We start from the raw sequence: 16,939 nt of genomic DNA on the forward strand, positions 1-16,939 counted from the left end.
AGTTCGCGGATTCCGAGCCGGAGGGGCGCGACATGCGGCGCTGGCACGCGTTCGTGGAAATCGGGCACAAGGGCGTTGCCTTCGATACCTGGAACCACGCGACAAAGGACTGGAGCGACGGCAAGCGCTGGCGTGTGCGCAGCATCGTCATGCTCAGCGTGACCGTCCGGTTCTTCAAGAATCGCTGGGCCGATTCGCTCGCCCTGCTCAAACAGGATGGCATCACCGGCTGGAAAGCCCGCTGGGGCCTGTTCAAATATCTGACCGTCAGCCCCGGCGTCGTGCGGCGCATTTTCCCGGCATGGCTGGCCTATTTCAAACCGGGCTTCCATCCGTGGGATCACGACGATCGCGCCCTGATTAATGTTTACGAGGGCGAATTTTCCGACGCCCTGATGCCCGCGGAATAATTTTCCGCCCAATAGCTGCTGGAAGAAAGGCCCCGCGAGGTGATCGCGGGGCCTTTTCCGTTTGGTCAGGCGGCCTGAAGCGGCATCAGCGTCTCATCGGACAGGTGCAGCCGGTAAAGCGCGCAGGGCGCGTCGCTACCCCGCCCCCTGCTGTGGCGCGGAACGATCTTTCCGGTCGGTACGAAGCCGATCTTGCGCAAAACGCGCCCCGACGCCGGATTGTCGGTGAAATGGCCCGCCTCGATTCGCTGGTGGCCCAGCAGCCGCGCAACCTCCAGCACACCGCGGGCCGCTTCGGTGGCGAAACCGCGCCCCCAGTATGGCTGCGCAATCCAGTAACCCAGTTCGGTCTGGCCGTTCTCGTCCGGATCCATGCCGATGCATCCGACGATCTCCGACCCTGACGGCGTCGGCAGGGTGATCAGGAAACGCGGATAGAAGGGATCGGTGTTGCGCATCACGAATTCGTGCGCATGTCGGGGGAGATAGGGCCAGGGCGCGCTGGCAAGGTTGCGGACGACGCCTTCGTCGGCAATCGCGCGCAAAAGTGCATCGGCATCTTCGGGCCAGGCAGGCCGCAGCAGCAGCCTCTCGGTAACATGGAACATCGGTATTCTCCCCGTATCTCCACGCTCCGGGCTCCTAGGCCGGACGCGTGACAATTGCGTGGCGGCGAAAGGATTTTTCGCCGACGAAATCGAAGAGGGAGAAACGACGAGAGGGAGACGGGTTGGTCCCATCTCCCTCTTCGGTTGCCGGATCATGGACCCGGCTGGGACCGTCCCGTTTGGACGATCCCGTTATCGGAGCGTCCGGTTATTCCGCGGCTTCGGCCATCATATCGACCGAGACGAATTTGCGGTCGAGTTTGCCCTTGTGGAATCGCACAATACCATCGGTAAGCGCGAAAAGGGTGTGGTCCTTGCCCATGCCGACATTGGCACCGGCATAGAACTTGGTACCGCGCTGGCGCACGAGGATGTTGCCGGCGACGACGTTCTCGCTGCCGAACTTCTTCACACCAAGGCGACGACCGGCTGAATCGCGACCGTTACGCGACGAACCGCCTGCTTTCTTATGTGCCATCGTCCGTGCTCCTTACTTCTTGTCTTCGGTCTTCTTGGCTGCGGCCTTCTTGGGCGCTGCCTTCTTGGCCGGTGCCTTGTCGGCAGCTTCCGTCTTGGGAGCGGCCGTCTTCTCGTCGGCGTCAGCCTTCGGAGCCGCTTCCTTCTTCGGAGCCGCCTTCTTTTCGGCCTTCGAATCGCCAACCGCCGTGATGCGCAGCAGCGTCATCTGCTGGCGGTGGCCGTTCTTGCGGCGATAGTTGTGGCGGCGACGCTTCTTGAAAACGAGAACCTTCTCGCTCTTGGCCTGCGCAATGATCTCCGCCGAAACGGTAACCTTGCCGGCATCCGAAAGCTTCTCACCTTCGCCTGCAAGCAGGACGTCACCCAGCGTGATGGTGTCGCCGGCTTCTCCAGCCAGCTTCTCAACCGCGATCTTGTCTCCGGCGGCAACCCGGTATTGCTTGCCGCCCGTGCGCACTACTGCGAACATGGTACGTGTCTCTCGTTCAATTTGCTGTGCCCTAACCCACAAGACGAACTCTTGCGAATAAACGGCGCGCCCGTCAGGCCGCCAGAAGCAGCCCCGGAAAGAAGCGTGCCGTTAGGCCAAAGGCGGTCCCAAGTCAACGCCCGGTACGAGGAAATTTGCATCCTCGCTGGCGCGCTGCGACGCGCGTGATATGGAGGGTGTGATGATCGACCGCAAGCATCTTGTCTTTCCGTTCGCCGCACTTCTGGTGGCAGGCTGTGCCGCCTCCTCGGACCGCTATCCTTCGCTGGCCGTGCGCGATGTGGAACGTGCGGAAGGTACGTTCGACCCCGTACCGGGCCCGCAACTCGACGTTCCCGAGGTAGAGGTGGATGTCGGCCCGGATCTCGGCGCGGGCCTCACATCCCTGGTTGCAGACGCCCAGGCCGCCCATACCGCCTTCACCGACGCCGTCCCTGCGGCAGAACGCAGCGTTCGGGCCGCATCGGGCAGCAGTATCGGCAGCGACAGCTGGGCAGCGGCTCAGGTCGCTCTTGCCGATCTCGATTCGGCACGCAGTAATGCGGCAATCGTGCTGGGCGAACTCGATACGCTCTACACCGCTGCCACCGTGCAGGCAGAAGACGCCACGGCGATCGTCGAAGCGCGCAACACTGTCATCGCTCTCGTATCGGAAGAAGATTCGGTGCTGGAACGGCTGCGCGCGCAGGTTCGCTGAACGCCAGGGGCACGAAGCCGGTTTCCCGGCTCCGCACCCCCGCCCCCATAAACCGGTACTGGTCAGACCAGCGCGGCGATCGTGACCGTGGTCACTCCCCAGCAGAAGATCAGCACCGGCAGGATAAGCACCTGCACCGCGGCATCGCGCGCAGTCACCCGGCCCGTATGAGTGGCAATTCCGTCGCGGACGAGCTTTGCCCAGCTCATGTTCCGCCCCCGGTGTTCCGGCGCCATCCGTATCCACACCGCTGGCAGGCCGAATCCCGCGACGATGAAGAGGGTGAAGATCACCATCGGTATGATGAGCCCGGGCGATGACAGGCCAGCCGCCATGACCGCGAGAAAGCCGAGATAAAGCCCCACGGTCGCGACATAGAGCCCCTTGGGCAGTTCGAAGCTACGATCGACTTCGTGCGTTACCTGGGGCGAATCGAGGATGATCGCCTGTTCGGCAACGAGTTCGCGGGTGAAATGCTTGGACATGGCGTGCTCCTTTGATGGAGCAGTGATGCGCCGGTCAGACCGCGTTTTCCTTGATCTGGATCAAGAAACCCGAATTATTTCCAGCGCGCCAGATCGCTATGGTCCTGCCCACGGGGTTCGATCCAGTGCCAGCCATCGCCGCGCCGTTCGCGCTTCCACAGCCATGCTGCCGACTTGAGATGGTCCATCAGGAAATCGGCGGCCTCGAAGGCGTCGCGGCGATGCCGCGCGGCTGCGGCAACCAGCACGATGGCATCGCCCGGCGCCATGACACCGACCCGGTGCCACACGAGCGCGCCATCCAGCGAAAATCTCTCCTGCGCCTCTTGCGTCAGCTCCTGCATGCCGGGCAGCGTGAGCGGTTCGTAATGCGACAGTTCGAGCGCTTTCACATTGCCGTCGGGTCGCACCTTGCCGAGGAAGGACACGATCCCGCCCGCCTCGCCATGCGCGGCGTTGAACGCCGCCAGCGCTTCGCCCACCGACAGTCCCTTGTCGAGCAGTCGAACGTCCAGCGGGACGGAGATGCTAAGCCTGGCCACCGCTCACCGGGGGTAACAGGGCGACTTCATCGCCGTCCTGGGCATCGAGGGCGGTCTTGTCCGCCAGTACCCGTCCCTGGCACGCGATATTCACCCGCGTCTCGCGAAGCTGCTGCGCAATCGCCGCGTCGACCTGGCCCAGCAACCCTTCCCAATCGAGCGGGGCGGCAACTTCGATTTCCGATTCGCCGGCCAGATCGCTCAGCGGACCAAGGAAAAGAATGCGTACACCCATCGATCAGGTCTCCAGATACTGCCCGGTTATGCCGGGCGCCGCCGCAAGATAGGTTTCGGTTGCATCGACCGCTTCGCCCCCATCACCGGCAACCATGTTGATCCGGCGCGGCGCATATTTACGGGCAAGCCCTGCAACCATGGCCAGGCGCCACTGTCTATGGGTGTGATCGGCAGGCGGGACGAGTATCAATGCGTCTTCGCCCCCATCCAGGACTTGCTCGACCTGCTCCAGCCAGTGTTGGTGGAATGCGCCCGCCGCGGCCAGCGGGTCTTGCGGCAGGCCGTCTACTGCGATTCGCTTCATTCCCGGCGCTCGCGGTGCAGGGTGATGCCGATCTGCTCGCCCGCCTCCGCGATCGCCAGCTTGACGATCTTCACCGTCACCGCTTCGATCCTTCTGTCCTGCAGGAACAGGGTCTCGCACACGTGATCGGCTACGGCCTCGATCAGCTTGAAATGCACGCCCTCGGGCAAGGCACCTGATGCGGCGAACTTCAGATCCATGTAATTCTTCGAATCGTCGAGCGGCGTGTCCGGATCGTAACGGCGAAGCGGTTTCATCCGCACCTTGATGGTGAAACGCAGCGGCTGCGGGCGGCCGGTTTCTTCCGAATAAATACCGGTGAGCACATCGTGCTCGAACTCGGCCACTTCGAGGATCAGCGAATCGTTCATGCGCGCGCCTCCTAGCGCGGATTGGACCAGCGCGCGAAAATCGCGGTGGGTAGCAGGCGCCCTGCCCGCTGTTCGTCGTCGGCCTGTTCGAGGCTGTCTTCCTGCACTGCCAGATCGCCATGCTCGATCTTGCCGGGCAATCCGGCGAACAGCTCTTCCAGCAATCCACCCAGGGCAAGGCTGCTCATCCGTACGGCATAGACGGTCAGGAACAGGAACCGGCTGTCCGCATCCAGCAACTGGCGGCAGTCCGAAACGAGGCCGGGAAGCCCCTCTTCCAACCGCCATACTTCGCCGTCGGGCCCGCGGCCGAATTTGGGCGGGTCGAGGATGATCCCGTCATAACGCCGGCCGCGCCGCACTTCGCGCGCCGTATACTTCATTGCATCTTCGACCAGCCAGCGGATCGGGCGATCATCAAGGCCCGCAAGCGCCGCATTCTCGCGTGCCTGCGCTACAGATTTCTTGCTCGCATCGACATGCGTAACCCGGCCGAACCGGCTCAGCGCCTGTGTACCGACCCCGGTATAACCGAACAGGTTCATGGTCTCGGCGTCGGTGGCACCGGCCAGTTGCTCACCCATCCAGTCCCACACCGGCGCCATGTCGGGGAAGAACCCGAGATGACGGAAGGGCGTACATTGCGCGGTAAAGCGCGCCTCGTCGCCCCAACCGAGTTCCCATCCATGTTCCGGCACTTCGCCGGAATATTGCCAGCGGCCTCCGCCGTCCTCGTCGCTGCCAGGCACGAATTCGCCATCCGCATTCCACTCGGGCAAGCGCGGCGACCACATGGCCTGCGGTTCGGGGCGAATGAAGCGATAGGGTCCGTATTCTTCGAACTTGCGACCATGGCCGCTGTCGAGCAGGCGATAGGCATCCCAGCCCTCGCCGACCATCAACACCGGATCGCGCATCAACTCCGCCATCAGGCAGCATGCCCCAGAATGTGGTCGCGCACCGCCTCGTACGTGCCGGGAAGCTCGGTATAGGCTTCCTCGCGCGCGAACAGGTCGCCTACTCGCGCGGGCAAGGACGGCCGCGTCCCGGTGGAACGTTCGACGGCATCGGGAAACTTCGCCGGGTGCGCCGTCGCCAGCGTGACGACCGGCACGTCGTGAGGAAGCTCCACCGCGCGCGCTGCATGCAAGCCGATCGCGGTATGCGGGTCGACGATCTCGGCACAGTCCTCGCACGCCCAGCGCATGGCCCGTGCCATGTCGTCCTCGTCGGCGCGCATGCTGGTGAACAGCGCAGCCGCCCCATCACGCTGTGCATTGGTCAGCTGCATCGCTTTGCTCGCTTCGAAACCGCGCATCTGTTCGGCCAGAGCGATCCCGTCACGCCCCCCGACATCGAACAGCAGCCGTTCGAAATTGGAACTGACCTGGATATCCATGCTCGGCGCAGCGGTCGGTGTGACTGTTCCGGTCGAATAGTCGCCGTTCGACAGTGCTCGATACAGTATGTCGTTGGTGTTCGTCGCCACAATCAAACGTTTGATTGGCAAGCCTATCCGTTCGGCAACATGCCCGGCAAAGACATCGCCGAAATTGCCCGTGGGTACGCTGAAGGCCACTTCGCGCTCCGGCCCGCCCAATTGGAGGGAAGCCGCGAAGTAATAAACAACCTGCGCCATTAGCCGCGCCCAGTTGATCGAATTGACGGCCCCGATCCGGTGCCTCGCCGTCACGTCCCGATCGGCAAAAATGCGCTTAACCATCGCCTGCGCATCATCGAACGATCCGTCGATCGCGATGTTATGGACGTTGGGCGCACGCACCGTCGTCATCTGGCGGCGCTGCACGTCGCTGACCCGCCCCTTTGGGTGAAGCATGAAAATCTCGACCCGGTCGAGACCTGCCACGGCATCGATAGCCGCGCTGCCGGTGTCCCCGCTGGTCGCGCCGACGATGGTCAGCGTGCCATTTTCCCGCGCAAGAAATTCCTCGAACAGCAGGCCCAGCATCTGCAGCGCCACGTCCTTGAAGGCGAGTGTCGGACCGTGGAAGAGTTCCAGCAGCCACTGCCGCTCGTCGAGCTGCGTCAACGGCGTCACCGCGGCATGGGCAAAGCGCCCGTAAGCCTTGGCCGTCAGCCCGCGCAGGCTTTCCGGCGTCAGGCAGTCGCCCACGAAGGGCTGCATGACCCGGGCAGCCAGTTCGGCATAGGGCAGGCCGCGCATCGATCCGATCTCGTCACGAGAGAAACGCGGCCATTCCGCCGGAACGTAGAGACCGCCATCATTGGCGAGGCCGGCGAGCGTGACGCCAGCAAAATCGAGCGTCGGGGCGCTGCCGCGAGTAGAGACATATTGCATCGTGTCAGCCGGTTAGCGCCGGTAACTGGAGCGGGCAAGCAAGCCGCTCTTTAATCCGCCCTAGCCCGCGTCGCCTTGCGCCGTAGCGCCAGCACATAAATCACCAGGGCAGTCAGCGCGAAAAAGAACCACTGCCCGGCATAAGCCAGGTGATTGTTTGGCAGATCGCGCGGATCTGGAGAGGCGAGAGGTTCGAGTCCCGCAATCGGCTCGCTCGCGACGATCCTGCCGCCGGGCGCAATCGTACCGCGAACCATGCCGCCGTCCCAGCTCACCGGCGCCGGGTCGCGTGAAAATCCGAGGTCGATGGTTGCGCTCTCTCCGCTCCCGAGGCGACATGTCGCCCGCTGAGCCACGCCCTTTTCTCCGCGCTCGCTCGTACCGGCAACCGTCGTGATGCCATCGACACGAACGCAATCGACGCTCGTGCGACGGTAGAGGGCCTCATCCAGCGCAGCTGGCGAGCGCGGATAGTCGACCTCCGCTGACATCTGCAGGGCCTGCTCTGCCCGTGCAATCAGCGCGGCCTTTTCATCCATTCGGCCCAATTGCCAGATCCCGAGCGCAATCATGATGGCAATGGCCGCAGCGACGACAAGCGTGGGAAGAATGGGAACGCGCATCAGAAAATCCTGCTTCAGCCCTCGCGGGCAGCACTGTGACGCCCGTCGATCAATTGCACAGTAGTCACGACCATCGTCGGGAATCCCTGCGCCAAACCGAGAAGGGCAGCCTCGGTGAGACCGGGCTGCCCTTCGCGTTTTTCGAATTCTGCCGAGCCCATTAGTGGACGGCAGCACCCCAACCGCCCCAGACATAGATGGCGACGAAGAGGAACAGCCAGACGACATCGACGAAGTGCCAGTACCAGGCGGCTGCTTCGAAGCCGAAGTGCTGACGCGGCGTGAAGTGGCCCTTGTAGGTACGGATCAGGCAGACGATCAGGAAGATCGTGCCGACCAGCACGTGGAAACCGTGGAACCCGGTCGCCATGTAGAACGCCGAGCTATAGGTGTTCCCGCCGAAGGCGAAGGGCGCATGCATGTATTCATACGCCTGGATCATGGTGAAGACCGCGCCCAGGATAATGGTCAGCCAAAGACCCTTCTTCAGCCCTTCGCGATCGCCGTGGATCAGGCTGTGATGGGCCCAGGTCACGGTCGTGCCCGAGCAGAGCAGAATCAGCGTGTTGAGCAGCGGCAGGCTGAACGGATCGATTACCGCCTCGATGGCGACCGGGGGGAAGACCCCGCCGACGACTTCGGAAATCTCACTCGGGAACAGTGCGAAATCGAACCAGCTCCAGAACCAGCCAACGAAGAACATCACTTCCGAAGCGATGAACAGGATCATGCCGTAGCGCATGTGCAACTGCACGACCGGCGTGTGATCGCCGCGCTCGGCTTCCTTCACGATGTTCGAAAACCAGCTGAAGAAGGTGGCGATCAGGCCTGCGATACCCAGACCAAGCACGAGATGGCCATTTGCCATGTCGTGCATGTAGAGCACCATGCCGCTGGTGAAGACCAGCGCCGACAGAGAGCCGACGAAGGGCCAGATATCGGGTTCGAGAATGTGATATTGGTGATTGACGTTGCCAGCCATTGTACTCGCGTCCTGGGTTTCGCTTTGCGGGTGCCCTTAATGCGCCAATGCCCGCTGGTCTAGGGGCTACTCGGCAGATTCCAGAGCCCGGTGAAAAGTATACGATAATGTGATCTGCTCGACATCGTCCATATTCGGATCGTCGAGCGCCTTGGGATCGACATAATAGAGCACAGGCATGCGCACTTCCTGACCCGGTTTCAGCACCTGTTCGGTGAAACAGAAACACTGAATCTTGTTGAAATAGGCGCCTGCCTGTTCAGGCTCGACGTTGAAAGTCGCCGTGCCGGTGATCGTTTCGTCGGAATTGTTCTTGGCGAGATAGATCGCCATATCGCGTTGACCGATCGTGACCGTGTCCGTGACCTGTTCCGGCCGGAAGCTCCACGGCACGTCGTTGGCCGTCGTGCCGTCGAAACGGATCGAAATGGTCTTGGCGCCCGCACTGGCGCCCAAGCGTTCGGCCAAGGCGGCGTCACTTTCGCTGGCGCGCTGCGTGGTACCGCCGAAGCCGGTCACCTGGCAGAACATCTGGTAGAGAGGGACCGCTGCGAATCCCAGGCCGAGCATGCCCAGAGCGCCCAGGAATGCGAAGATCGCCGTGCGGTTCTTGCGTGAATCGAGAGTTGCAGCCGTCATGCGTCCCTCACATCCGCGCGATGGTTATCACGTAGAATAGAACGGCCAGAAACAGCAGAATACCGCCCAGCACGAGATTACGGCTCTTCTGGCGGCGTTTGTATTCGGTTTCTTCTTCGGGGGTCATGCGATCCATCCCAGATTGGCCAATACCCTGTCAGCCACCAGCGCGGCAAACAACGCGAAAAGATAGATGATGCTGAATGCGAACAGGCGCTTTTCGGGCTTCATCGTGTCGTTCTCGCCAGTGTGGCGGAAAGCGACGGGAAACGAAAGGGCAAGAAAGGCAAGCGAGAGCGCAAGCGATGCAACACCATAGATATAACCGGTCCCGCCGATGAACCACGGCGCCGCCGCGACCGGCACAAGCAGTACGGCGTAAGCAAGGATCTGGTGCCGCGTCGACGTTTCGCCGCGCACCACGGGCATCATGGGAATGCCGACATTGGCGTAATCTGTCTTCACGAACAGGGCGAGCGCCCAGAAATGCGGCGGCGTCCACATGAAGATAATCAGGAACAGCAGCACTGGCATGAGTGTGATGTCGCCGGTCACGGCAACCCAGCCTATCATCGGCGGAAAGGCCCCCGCCCCGCCGCCGATGACGATGTTCTGTGGTGTGCGCGGCTTGAGCCAGACAGTATAGATCACCGCGTAATAGAAGATCGACAGCGCCAGGATCGTCGCTGAAAGCCAGTTCACAGCCAGGCCCATGATCATGACCGAAGCAGCCGATATCAATACGCCGAAATCGCGCGCATCGGTGCGGTTCATGCGGCCTGCGGGAAGCGGCCGCGCCGCCGTGCGTTTCATGCCGGCATCGATATCGGCTTCCCACCACTGGTTGAGCGCTGCAGCGCCGCCCGCGCCGAGCGCGATGCACAGGATCGCGGTAAAGCCAAGTATCGGATTGATATGCCCAGGTGCAGCCAGCAAACCACATAAGCCGGTAAAGATCACCAGGCTCATAACGCGTGGCTTGGTCAGCGCGAAAAAGTCGCGCCATTCCGTAGGGAGCTGGGTGGGAACGGTCTGGGTCATGGAATCGAGCGCCCTATAGGGCGTCAGAGGCGCTTTAGCCAGTCAATCAGGATGCGGTTCACCTCGTCCGGCCTTTCCTGCTGGGTCCAGTGCCCCACTCCGTCGAGTATGTGACCTTCGACATTCGGCACGAACATCTTCACCAATCCGATCGGATCCTCGACCGCACCGAACAGGAAAGTGGCCGGATCGCGTGTGCCGCCGATGAACAAAGCGGGCTGTTCGATCAATTTGCCCGCCCAACCCTGTAGCCATTCATAGTCGGCTTCATGGTTGCGGTAGCGGTTGAGCGGTCCGCGAAAGCCGGAGGATTTAAACTCCGCTTCATAAAAATCGAGATCGTCCTCGGTCAGCCAGCCCACCGGCGCTGGATCGGGCAACCCTTCGAGGAAGGTGGCACCCAGCGGCTTGTCGAAATAATCTCCTGGCGGCACATCGCCGCTGATCGAATACATCATGCGGGCCACCCATTCGCGCGGATCCCGCTCGGCTTCCGCTTCGGCGACGCCCGGCTCCTGGAAGTATTCCTGATAGAAGAACCGCCCTTTGGACGTGAAATGTTCGCGAAACACCTCCGTGAACGGGCGATTGGGAACGCCGGCGAAGGGAACGGAAAGTCCCGCAACGGCGCGAAAATGTTCCGGATGCGTCAGCGCGGAATTCCACACGATGGGCGCGCCCCAGTCGTGCCCGATCAGGGTCGCCGGCTCATCGGGCGAAAGAGCGTTACGCAGCCCGACGAGATCGCCCACGATCCGCTGCAAGGTATAGGCTTCGATCGGATGCGGTTTGTCCGAACCGCCATAACCGCGCACATCGATCGCACAGGCGGTGAACCCCGCCGCTGCAATCGGTCCGATCTGGTGTCGCCAGCTGTACCAGCTTTCCGGAAAGCCGTGGACCATGATGACCAGCGGTCCTTCGCCCTCGATTGCACAGCGCAGGCTTGCGTCGCCCGTATCGATCGTCCGCATTTCACGCATTCGGTGTCTCCCGTCGAGATATGAAAACGGCCGGTCCACCATGGAACCGGCCGCGCTTTCATGTCCAGTCTTTCGAGCGTGGATCAGGCCGGATGGGCCTTGCTGATGTGGTCGTCGGAGGTGTGGTGATCCTCGATCACCGGCAGCTCGCTGAACTGGTGGTACGGCGGAGGGCTGGACAGCGTCCACTCGAGCGTCGTCGCGCCTTCGCCCCAGTAGTTTGCAGGAGCCTTCTTGCCGGCCACGAAAGCGTAGACCAGGTTGGCGAAGAAGAAGATCATCGAACCGGCCATGATTTCGTAACCGATGGAGCTGATCTCGTTCCAGTAGGCATAGGCATCCGCATAGTCGGGATAGCGACGCGGCATGCCCTGCAGACCCAGGAAGTGCTGCGGGAAGAAGATCACGTTCACGCCGATGAAGAAGCCCCAGAAGTGCAGGTGCGCCAGCAGTTCGGAGTGCATCTTGCCGCTCATCTTCGGGAACCAGTAGTAGAAGCCCGCGAAGAGCGAGAACACGGCACCCATCGACAGCACGTAGTGGAAGTGCGCGACGACGAAGTACGTGTCGTGAACGACGTCGTCGATGCCGCCATTGGCGAGATAGACGCCCGTCACACCGCCGACGGTGAACAGGAAGATCATGCCGATCGCCCAGACCATGGGGGATTTGAACTCGATCGAGCCGCCCCACATGGTTGCGATCCAGCTGAAGATTTTCACCCCGGTCGGAACCGCGATGACCATGGTCGCTGCGGTGAAGTACATCTTCGTGTTCACGTCGAGACCGACGGTGTACATGTGGTGCGCCCAGACGACGAAGCCGACGACACCGATCGCGACCATGGCGTAGGCCATGCCGAGGTAACCGAACACCGGCTTGCGGCTGAAGGTCGAGACGATCTGCGAGATCATGCCGAAGCCCGGCAGGATCATGATGTACACTTCTGGGTGACCGAAGAACCAGAACAGGTGCTGGTAGAGAATCGGGTCGCCACCACCGGCCGGATCGAAGAACGTCGTACCGAAGTTACGATCGGTGATCAGCATGGTGATCGCGGCCGCCAGAACCGGCAGGGCCAGCAGCAGCAGGAAGGCGGTAACCAGAACCGACCACACGAACAGCGGCATCTTGTGCAGGGTCATGCCCGGCGCACGCATGTTGAAGATGGTGGTGATGAAGTTGGTCGCGCCCAGGATCGAACCCGCACCGGCAAGGTGCAGCGCGAAAATGGCGAAATCGACGGCCGGGCCTTGCGAACCCGTGGTCGAAAGCGGCGCATAGACCGTCCAGCCCGTACCTGCACCCGGACCCGTGCCGCCCGGCACGAAGAGCGAGAACATCAGCGAGCAGAAGCCCGCAACGGTCAGCCAGAACGAAATGTTGTTCATGCGCGGGAAGGCCATGTCGGGCGCGCCGATCATCAGCGGGACGAACCAGTTGCCGAAGCCGCCGATCATCGCCGGCATCACCATGAAGAAGACCATGATCAGGCCGTGAGCGGTGATGAACACGTTCCACATGTGCAGCGCGGTGTCGAAATCGGCACTGCCGCCCATGAACTGGGCCCAGAACTGCAGATACTGGATACCCGGCTCAGCCAGCTCCATCCGCATGATGCCCGAGATCGCACCACCAACGATACCCGCGATGATCGCGAAGATCAGGTAGAGCGTACCGATGTCCTTGTGGTTGGTGGACATGAACCAGCGCGCAAAGAAACCGGGCTTGTGGTCCGCATCGTGATGCGCGTGATCTTCGTGGTGGGCCTCGAAGTGGTCGGCGGTAGTAGCCATCGTGCTATACTCTCGAGCTAATCGTAAATCTTAAGCGGTCGGTGCGACAGGAGCAGCGCCTGCCCCCGGAGCGCCGGGTTCGGCGCTTTCGGGCTGCTGCAGCGGAGCGGCGGCAGGTTCTGCTGCCGCTTCTTCCTCTTCGGCACCGGCGATGGTGCCACCCTGGGCCAGGACCCAGGCATTGTACTGATCCATCGGCAGCGCTTCGATCGCGATCGGCATATAGCCGTGACGCGCACCGCACAGTTCCGAACACTGGCCATAATAGACGCCGGGTTCGTCGATGAAGAGCATCTTTTCGTTCAGGCGTCCGGGGACCGCGTCGAGCTTGAACCACAGGCTGGGCACTGCGAACGAGTGGATCACGTCGGCTGCAGTCGTCTGCAGACGGATCGGCACACCGGCGGGAACGACCATGCGATTGTCGACGGCCAGCTGATGGGGCTCGCCCACCGCATCGGCTTCTTCCTTGCTCAGCATGTTCGAAACAACTTCGAACTCGCCGTTGTCGGGATAGGAATAGCCCCAGTACCACTGATAGCCGATGGCCTTGATGGTGATCGCATCCTTGGGCGGCGATTTGTACTGCGCGCTCAACAGGCCGATCGAAGGCACGGCGATGCCGAGCAGGATCAGCGCCGGAACGACAGTCCAGATCACTTCGATCAGCGTGTTGTGGCTGGTCTTCGAAGGCACCGGATTGGACCGCTTGTTATATTTGAGGATGACCCAGACGAACAGGGCCAGCACGAACAGGCTGATGATGACCATGATCCAGACCAGCCCGATGTGAAGGGCGTTCGCCTGGTGGCCGATCGGCGAAAACTGCTGCTGGACATCGATTGCCTTGGCGATCGGCATGCCCTTGCCTTCGGTCGGCTTCATCGGCGTGTAGGCATCGGCACCGGGGCCGACATCCTCGCTCGAAGCTTGCGCAACATCGGCCGCAGCGACTTCTTCAGTCTGCTGCGCCGCAGTCGTTTCGGTGGCATCCTGTGCCATCGCGCCCTGCGCGCCGAAAGCCAGCATCGCCGCCATCGTAAGGCTGGCGACAATCCGGTGGAACCCGTGGAGGGAGCCGAGAATTTTCATCGTCTTGGCACTCTTTCGTGTCGTGTCTCGTTCCGGGCCTGCCACACTGCGCGAATCTCGCGTACGCGGCAAGACGCGCCCCTGCGAGGGCCCGGTTGCGCCCGCCCTATAGGCAGGGATCGCGCTTGCCTCAAGCGGCTGGCCGATAAAAATGTGCACGCACCTTTGCCTCTTGCGAAAATGTGCGCGACGCGCTTTGGACGCAGGCATCATGACTGAAGACGAAATTATCTCCGAATTCCGCGCCAGCGAAGCTCTCCTCGAAGGCCATTTCAAACTTTCGAGCGGGCGCCACAGCGGGCATTATCTCCAGTGCGCGCGCGTACTTATGAATTCGGAAAGGGCCGGTAGGCTCGCTTTTGCCCTCGCCCAGAAAATTCCGCGCGAACTGCGCAACCAGATCGATGTGGTCATCAGCCCGGCCATGGGCGGTATCATTATTGGCCAGGAAATGGGCCGCGCCCTCGGCAAGGATGCCATGTTCCTCGAACGGCCCGAAGGCACGTTTCACCTTCGCCGTGGCTTCCGCCTCGAACCGGGGGCGAAGGTCTTGATGGTCGAAGACGTCGTCACGACCGGACTTTCCAGCCGCGAGGCGATCGCGGCCGTGAGTCGCGAAGGCGGCCAAGTTGTTGCCGAAGTCGCGCTGGTCGATCGCTCGAACGGCGCGGCCGATCTCGGTGTGCCTTTCTATCCGCTCGTGGACATCAACTTTCCGACATACGCGGAAGACGAAATTCCCGCCGATCTGGCAGCCATCCCGGTGACCAAGCCCGGAAGCAGGGCAGCTTGATCGATCTGCCGCATCCCCCACGCCTGAGACTGGGCGTCAATATCGACCACGTCGCAACCATCCGGAATGCGCGCGGCGGCGATCATCCGGACCCTGTCCGTGCGGCAGAAATCGTGGCGCAGGTCGGCGGGGACGGCATCACGGCGCATCTGCGTGAAGATCGTCGTCACATTCGCGATGCGGACCTCGAGCGCATACAAAAGGCCACCGACCTTCCGCTGAACCTCGAGATGGCGGCGACCGAGGACATGCTGGCCATCGCGCTCGCTCACAAGCCGCATGCCGCCTGCATCGTGCCTGAAAAGCGTGAAGAGCGGACGACCGAAGGCGGGCTCGATGCGGCAGGGTTGCACAATCAGCTCGCGCCCATCGTGTGGAAGCTGGCCGACAACGGCATCCGCGTGTCCTTGTTCATAGAAGCGAGCGAACGACAGCTGGAAGCGGCCCAACTCCTGCGCGTGCCGGTGGTCGAATTTCACACCGGCGAATATGCCCATGCCGGGCTCGACAATGATGAAGAGCGCGAAGCGCGCGAACTGGAGCGCATCGCCACCATGTCGAAGATGGCTCGCCAGATGGGGATCGAGCCGCATGCCGGACACGGCCTGACATATGAGAACGTAAAACCTGTCGCCGCGATCCCCGAACTCGCCGAACTCAATATCGGCCACTATCTCGTCGGCGAGGCAGTGTTCGTCGGGCTGGAAACGGCAGTGCGGCGCATGCGATATCTGATGGACGAGGCACGCTCATGATCATCGGCCTGGGCTCCGACTTGTGTAATATAGAGCGGATCCAGAATTCGCTGGATCGTTTTGGCGAGCGGTTCGAGAATCGCGTCTTTACCGAGATCGAGCGCGCCAAGGCCCGCCGCCGACCCTTCACCATCGCCGGCACTTACGCCAAGCGTTTTGCGGCCAAGGAAGCTTTTTCGAAAGCTGTCGGCACGGGATTCCGGCGCGGGGTCTTCATGAAGGACATCGGTGTGGTGAACGCGAAATCGGGTGCGCCCACGCTTTCGCTGACGGGCGGCGCCGCAATCGTGCTTGCGGAAATGGTGCCAGAGGGCCATGAGGCGCGCATACACCTCACCCTCACCGACGATCACCCATGGGCTCAGGCCTACGTCATCATCGAGGCCCTACCCAAGTGACCACCGGCACACCGGCAGTGAACGACACCAGCAAAAAGAAAAAGAAAGCTGACGACAAGGTCGACTGGATCGCGGAAATCCGCGGTCTGGCGTTGATGCTGTTGGCTGTTTTCGCGTTTCACAGCTTCATCGCGAAGCCATTCTATATCCCGTCGGAATCGATGATGCCGAACCTGCTGGTCGGAGACCGGCTGGTGGTGAGCAAATATCCCTACGGCTGGAACTGGTCGTCGATCAGCTTTCACCTTGCCCCGCGTGGCAAGTGGCGCCTGTTCGGCTCGACCCCGGAATATGGCGACATCGTCATTCCCGTGCACCCGCAACGCGATGAGGATTACATCAAGCGCGTCGTTGCACTCCCGGGTGACCGGATCGCGGTACGCAACGGCCAGATCATCCTCAACGGCACCCCGGTCGAACAGAAGGTCGAACCCGCCATCGCCCTGCCGCTCGATGCCAACTCGCGCTGCGACGGCTTCGGTTTCGACGACTTCCGCTCTACCAACGCCGATGGCAAACCTATTTGCCGCGTACCCGTGATGCGCGAAACCCTGCCCAATGGCGCAACCTATCTCATCATCGACCACCAGAATCAGGATCTGGACAACTTCCCCGAAATCACCGTTCCCGAAGATCATGTCTTCGTGATGGGCGACAATCGCGATCACTCGGCAGACAGCCGCGAACTGAACCACCCGCGCGGCCTCTTGGGCCCAATTCCGCTCGAAAATATCGGCGGACGTGCCGAGTTCATCACCTTCTCGCTCGACGGTACGACCACGATCAATCCGATCAGCTGGTGGACCAGCCTGCGCGAAGGGCGCGCCTGGTCGACCCTGCGTCCCGCCATTGCGGAACGAAAACCCGCTCCCGAGCGCTAAAGCCACACAATA

At 61.8% G+C, this 16,939-nt stretch carries 25 protein-coding genes; 6 read left to right on the plus strand and 19 right to left on the minus strand.

Annotated features, from left to right (window positions below; all coding sequences use genetic code 11):
* The coding region (locus KYK83_RS07265) for a metal-dependent hydrolase (protein WP_222827750.1) at window positions 1–410 on the plus strand (410 nt) is incomplete at its 5' end.
* 65 nt (window positions 411–475) lie between these two features.
* Here KYK83_RS07265 and KYK83_RS07270 read toward each other — a convergent pair.
* From KYK83_RS07270 to rplU, 3 genes are all read right to left on the minus strand, one after another.
* Window positions 476–1,018 (minus strand): GNAT family N-acetyltransferase, encoded by a 543-nt coding sequence (locus KYK83_RS07270; RefSeq protein ID WP_196845814.1) that lies wholly within the window; start codon window positions 1,016–1,018, stop codon window positions 476–478.
* Window positions 1,019–1,226: 208 nt separating this feature from the next.
* Window positions 1,227–1,496 (minus strand): 50S ribosomal protein L27, encoded by a 270-nt coding sequence (gene rpmA / locus KYK83_RS07275; RefSeq protein ID WP_103024360.1) that lies wholly within the window; start codon window positions 1,494–1,496, stop codon window positions 1,227–1,229.
* Window positions 1,497–1,508: 12 nt separating this feature from the next.
* Window positions 1,509–1,967 (minus strand): 50S ribosomal protein L21, encoded by a 459-nt coding sequence (gene rplU / locus KYK83_RS07280; RefSeq protein ID WP_196845813.1) that lies wholly within the window; start codon window positions 1,965–1,967, stop codon window positions 1,509–1,511.
* A gap of 202 nt (window positions 1,968–2,169) precedes the next feature.
* On the opposite strand from rplU, the gene KYK83_RS07285 reads away from it, so the two are divergent.
* Window positions 2,170–2,685: a hypothetical protein gene (locus KYK83_RS07285; protein WP_196845812.1), complete on the plus strand. Its 516-nt coding sequence runs from the start codon at window positions 2,170–2,172 to the stop codon at window positions 2,683–2,685.
* Window positions 2,686–2,747: 62 nt separating this feature from the next.
* Here the strand turns inward: KYK83_RS07285 and KYK83_RS07290 are convergent, their stop codons facing one another.
* The 16 genes from KYK83_RS07290 to coxB form a co-directional block, all read right to left on the minus strand.
* Complete coding sequence (locus KYK83_RS07290) at window positions 2,748–3,170, minus strand: hypothetical protein (protein ID WP_222827751.1); 423 nt, start codon at window positions 3,168–3,170, stop codon at window positions 2,748–2,750.
* A 74-nt stretch (window positions 3,171–3,244) separates the two neighbouring features.
* The gene (locus KYK83_RS07295; protein ID WP_196845811.1) at window positions 3,245–3,712 is read right to left on the minus strand and encodes a molybdenum cofactor biosynthesis protein MoaE; all 468 of its coding nucleotides are present in this window, start codon (window positions 3,710–3,712) and stop codon (window positions 3,245–3,247) included.
* Window positions 3,699–3,947 carry a MoaD/ThiS family protein gene (locus KYK83_RS07300; RefSeq protein ID WP_222827752.1) on the minus strand — a complete coding sequence of 83 codons (249 nt, stop codon included), beginning with the start codon at window positions 3,945–3,947 and terminating at the stop codon, window positions 3,699–3,701. The genes KYK83_RS07295 and KYK83_RS07300 overlap by 14 nt, the downstream gene beginning before the upstream one ends.
* Before the next feature lie 3 nt (window positions 3,948–3,950).
* On the minus strand, window positions 3,951–4,253 hold the full coding sequence (locus KYK83_RS07305; RefSeq protein ID WP_222827753.1) for a Rossmann fold domain-containing protein: 303 nt from the start codon (window positions 4,251–4,253) through the stop codon (window positions 3,951–3,953).
* Window positions 4,250–4,624 (minus strand): dihydroneopterin aldolase, encoded by a 375-nt coding sequence (locus tag KYK83_RS07310; protein WP_103024353.1) that lies wholly within the window; start codon window positions 4,622–4,624, stop codon window positions 4,250–4,252. The genes KYK83_RS07305 and KYK83_RS07310 overlap by 4 nt, the downstream gene beginning before the upstream one ends.
* An 11-nt stretch (window positions 4,625–4,635) precedes the next feature.
* On the minus strand, window positions 4,636–5,553 hold the full coding sequence (locus KYK83_RS07315) for an RsmD family RNA methyltransferase (RefSeq protein ID WP_222827754.1): 918 nt from the start codon (window positions 5,551–5,553) through the stop codon (window positions 4,636–4,638).
* The gene (thrC, locus tag KYK83_RS07320) at window positions 5,553–6,944 is read right to left on the minus strand and encodes a threonine synthase (RefSeq protein WP_222827755.1); all 1,392 of its coding nucleotides are present in this window, start codon (window positions 6,942–6,944) and stop codon (window positions 5,553–5,555) included. Before thrC ends, KYK83_RS07315 begins: the two co-directional genes overlap by 1 nt.
* Before the next feature lie 50 nt (window positions 6,945–6,994).
* Window positions 6,995–7,567 carry an SURF1 family cytochrome oxidase biogenesis protein gene (locus KYK83_RS07325; protein ID WP_222827756.1) on the minus strand — a complete coding sequence of 191 codons (573 nt, stop codon included), beginning with the start codon at window positions 7,565–7,567 and terminating at the stop codon, window positions 6,995–6,997.
* Between the two features lie 14 nt (window positions 7,568–7,581).
* Window positions 7,582–7,728, minus strand: a complete 147-nt coding sequence (locus KYK83_RS07330; protein WP_222827757.1) for a hypothetical protein — start codon at window positions 7,726–7,728, stop codon at window positions 7,582–7,584.
* Window positions 7,728–8,549, minus strand: a complete 822-nt coding sequence (locus tag KYK83_RS07335) for a cytochrome c oxidase subunit 3 (RefSeq protein ID WP_103024349.1) — start codon at window positions 8,547–8,549, stop codon at window positions 7,728–7,730. Before KYK83_RS07335 ends, KYK83_RS07330 begins: the two co-directional genes overlap by 1 nt.
* A 66-nt stretch (window positions 8,550–8,615) precedes the next feature.
* Window positions 8,616–9,188 (minus strand): cytochrome c oxidase assembly protein, encoded by a 573-nt coding sequence (locus KYK83_RS07340; protein ID WP_103024348.1) that lies wholly within the window; start codon window positions 9,186–9,188, stop codon window positions 8,616–8,618.
* Between the two features lie 7 nt (window positions 9,189–9,195).
* Window positions 9,196–9,315, minus strand: coding sequence for a hypothetical protein (locus tag KYK83_RS17660; protein ID WP_488153866.1), 120 nt, complete (start codon window positions 9,313–9,315; stop codon window positions 9,196–9,198).
* Complete coding sequence (locus tag KYK83_RS07345) at window positions 9,312–10,229, minus strand: heme o synthase (RefSeq protein WP_222827758.1); 918 nt, start codon at window positions 10,227–10,229, stop codon at window positions 9,312–9,314. Before KYK83_RS07345 ends, KYK83_RS17660 begins: the two co-directional genes overlap by 4 nt.
* A gap of 23 nt (window positions 10,230–10,252) precedes the next feature.
* Window positions 10,253–11,212, minus strand: a complete 960-nt coding sequence (locus KYK83_RS07350) for an alpha/beta fold hydrolase (RefSeq protein ID WP_248284330.1) — start codon at window positions 11,210–11,212, stop codon at window positions 10,253–10,255.
* 83 nt (window positions 11,213–11,295) lie between these two features.
* Window positions 11,296–13,008 (minus strand): cytochrome c oxidase subunit I, encoded by a 1,713-nt coding sequence (gene ctaD / locus KYK83_RS07355; RefSeq protein ID WP_103024346.1) that lies wholly within the window; start codon window positions 13,006–13,008, stop codon window positions 11,296–11,298.
* A gap of 30 nt (window positions 13,009–13,038) precedes the next feature.
* Window positions 13,039–14,100 carry a cytochrome c oxidase subunit II gene (gene coxB / locus KYK83_RS07360; protein ID WP_234036325.1) on the minus strand — a complete coding sequence of 354 codons (1,062 nt, stop codon included), beginning with the start codon at window positions 14,098–14,100 and terminating at the stop codon, window positions 13,039–13,041.
* 211 nt (window positions 14,101–14,311) lie between these two features.
* Here coxB and pyrE point away from each other — a divergent pair, with 211 nt between their 5' ends.
* From pyrE to lepB, 4 genes are read left to right on the plus strand one after another with little or no spacing between them, the layout of a single operon-like run.
* Entirely contained in the window at window positions 14,312–14,893 is a 582-nt protein-coding gene (pyrE, locus tag KYK83_RS07365; RefSeq protein WP_196845803.1) for an orotate phosphoribosyltransferase, read from the plus strand.
* Window positions 14,893–15,648, plus strand: a complete 756-nt coding sequence (locus tag KYK83_RS07370) for a pyridoxine 5'-phosphate synthase (protein ID WP_430299111.1) — start codon at window positions 14,893–14,895, stop codon at window positions 15,646–15,648. The genes pyrE and KYK83_RS07370 overlap by 1 nt, the downstream gene beginning before the upstream one ends.
* Window positions 15,645–16,046, plus strand: coding sequence for a holo-ACP synthase (gene acpS, locus KYK83_RS07375; protein WP_103024343.1), 402 nt, complete (start codon window positions 15,645–15,647; stop codon window positions 16,044–16,046). Before KYK83_RS07370 ends, acpS begins: the two co-directional genes overlap by 4 nt.
* Window positions 16,004–16,927 (plus strand): signal peptidase I, encoded by a 924-nt coding sequence (lepB, locus tag KYK83_RS07380; protein WP_196845801.1) that lies wholly within the window; start codon window positions 16,004–16,006, stop codon window positions 16,925–16,927. Before acpS ends, lepB begins: the two co-directional genes overlap by 43 nt.
* The last annotated feature ends 12 nt before the right edge of the window (window positions 16,928–16,939 follow it).

It is taken from the genome of Qipengyuania pacifica (assembly GCF_019857205.1).
In the GTDB taxonomy this organism is placed as follows: domain Bacteria; phylum Pseudomonadota; class Alphaproteobacteria; order Sphingomonadales; family Sphingomonadaceae; genus Qipengyuania; species Qipengyuania pacifica.